Origin of the sequence: Mesorhizobium sp. M7A.F.Ca.ET.027.03.2.1 (assembly GCF_003999175.1) — a bacterium.
GTDB lineage: Bacteria > Pseudomonadota > Alphaproteobacteria > Rhizobiales > Rhizobiaceae > Mesorhizobium.
This window is the reverse complement of record NZ_RZOM01000910.1, coordinates 1-2,520: the sequence shown is the minus strand read 5'-3', so window position 1 is coordinate 2,520 and position 2,520 is coordinate 1. Positions and strand designations below refer to the sequence as shown.

The following is a 2,520-nucleotide window of genomic DNA, read 5'->3' as shown; positions in this document are numbered from 1 at the left end:
GAGGAGCTAGCGCGCGCTGTCCGGCGCGTCGCTGTCGCTCCGGACCGTTCGGGCGTTCAGCCCTTTAAAAAGGTCCACTGGACCTTTTGATCCGCCCGAAGGCGGACCGGGCCTTCACCGTTCGTCGGACGGGAAAGCCAAGCAATTGGCTTCCCGTCCGCTAGGCGGACCACTCCTCACCCCAGCAGGTCCTCGATGCGGATCGGAAAGCGCCGGGGTCGCACCCCGGTCGCATGCCAGACCGCATTGGCGACGGCGCCGGCCGTGCCGGTGATGCCGATTTCGCCGACGCCCTTGATGCCAAGCGCGTTGACGTGAGGGTCGTCCTCGTGGACCAGCAGCGCCTCGACCGACGGAACGTCGGCATTCACCGGGACATGATATTCGGCGAGGTTGGCATTCTGGATCCGGCCCGAGCGCCGGTCGGTGATGGCTTCCTCATGCAGTGCGAACGAGACGCCCCAGATCATGCCGCCATAATACTGGCTGCGCACCAGCCTGGGATTGATAACCCGGCCGGCGGCGAACGCGCCGACCAGCCTTGTGACGCGGATTTGGCCGAAATCCGGATCGACCTTCACCTCGGCGAACACGGCGCCATGCGCGTGCTTGGCATAGGTCTCCTGGGACGCCGGGTCGGGGGCACCTTTGCCATGGCCCTCGATCTCGGTCAGGCCTGCACGTGTGAGGATCTCGGCATAGCTTTCACCGCGGCTTTCATCGTCGCGCCGATAGAGGCGGCCACCGCGCGCCAGCACGCCTTCATTGCCGGCGCCGTAGAGCGGTGAGTGCTCGTCACCGGTGGCGAGATCGGCGAGCCTGGCGATGACGGCGGCACCCGCATTGTGGATCGCCATGCCGGCCGTCGCCGTGTGGCCGGAGCCGCCGGCAATGCCTGCATTGGGCAGATCGGAACTGCCGGCCCTGAAATCGACCTGGTCGATATCCAGTCCCAGTCCGTCGGCGGCGATCTGGGCGAAGGCGGTCCAGGCGCCTTGCCCCATGTCCTGCGCGCCGGTCTCCATCAGGCCGCTGCCATCGCTTCTCAGCACGGCGCGGGCCTCGGCGTGGAACATCAGGGCCGGAAACGTCGCCGTGCCCATGCCCCAGCCGGTCAGGAAACCGTCCGCGTCGCGCATCAGCCGCGGCTGAAGCGGGCGGCTTGCCCAGCCGAACGTCTCGGCCGCTTGCCTGTAGCATTCGCGCAGCGCCTTGGAGGAAAACGGCTTGCCGGTCATCGGCTCGACCTCGGCATAGTTCCGCAGCCGGAATTCCAGCGGGTCCATGCCACAGGCGTGAGCCGCCTCGTCGATGGCGCTCTCCAGCGCGATCGAGCCGGTCGCTTCGCCGGGCGCCCGCATGAACAGCGGGGTACCGGTGTCCAACCGCACCGCATCGTGCGAGGTGGCGATGGCCGGGCTGGCGTAGAGCGTGTGCGAGGCATCCGCCGCCGGTTCGAAGAAATCGTCGAACGTGCTCGACGCAGTCTTGGCGTGATGGTCGAGTGCCGTCAGCCGCCCTTCGCCATCCATGCCCAAGCGCAGCGTCTGGCGCGTCGGCGCACGGTGGCCGACCGGGCCGTACATCTGCTCACGCCGCAGCACCAGCTTGACCGGACGGCCGACGAGACGCGCCGCCAGGATGCCGAGCACCTGCGGTCCGGAGATCATGCCTTTCGAGCCAAAGCCGCCACCCAGGAACGGGCTGCGGATGTGGACGTTTTCCGGTGCGATGCCGAACAGGCCGGCGATGTGGCCCTGCGCCATGGCAAGGCCCTGGCTCGGCGTGTCGATCGACAGTGTGTCGCCATTCCAGGCGACGACGATCGCATGCGGCTCCATGGCGTTGTGGTACTGGGCCGGCGTCTCGTAGGTGGCTTCGATCCGTGTCTTTGCCGATTTGAGGCCGGCCTCGACATCGCCCTTGTGCTGCACGGCCGGACCGCCGACGCCGACGCCACGCGGCACGAAGCTTTCAGCGCCGTCCAGGCCAACGCGCGCCGGCAGCACTTCATAGCGCGGCGACAGCAAAGCCGCCCCCTCGGTTGCCGCCTCCAGCGTCTCGGCGATTACCACGGCGATGCTCTGGTTGGGGTAGCGGACCTGATCGTTCTGCAGCAGGTCGAGCCGGAACATGAAGGGGTGGTCCTTGGCGTCCGGGTCAGCGGCGAGCGCCGGCCGGTTCTTGGGCGTCATCACCTCGACCACGCCCTGGTGCGCCTTTGCCGCCTCGATATCCAGAGCGGCAACGCGGCCGCGCGCGATGCTGCTGACCGCCAGCACGGCGTAGAGCATGCCGGGCGGGTGGTTGTCGGCGGCATAGCGCGCGGCTCCGATGACTTTCAGAAAGCCGTCGCGGCGGGTCAGCGGCTGGCCGATGCTGGAGCCCTGCCGGGCATGGGCGGGTTGCTGGTTGAGGCTGAGTTCAAGCGTCATGGCGCGCTCCGGGAATGTTCGAGAACGGGGAGGCAGGAAGGGCTGGCAGACGCTCGGGCGTTCCCGAAAGCGCAGATATCAGCGC

General features: G+C 67.9%; 1 protein-coding gene. It reads right to left on the bottom strand.

Annotated features, from left to right (window positions below; all coding sequences use genetic code 11):
- Positions 1-176: 176 nt before the first annotated feature.
- Complete coding sequence (locus EN750_RS28855) at positions 177-2,435, bottom strand: xanthine dehydrogenase family protein molybdopterin-binding subunit (protein ID WP_127398785.1); 2,259 nt, start codon at positions 2,433-2,435, stop codon at positions 177-179.
- Between the last annotated feature and the right edge of the window lie 85 nt (positions 2,436-2,520).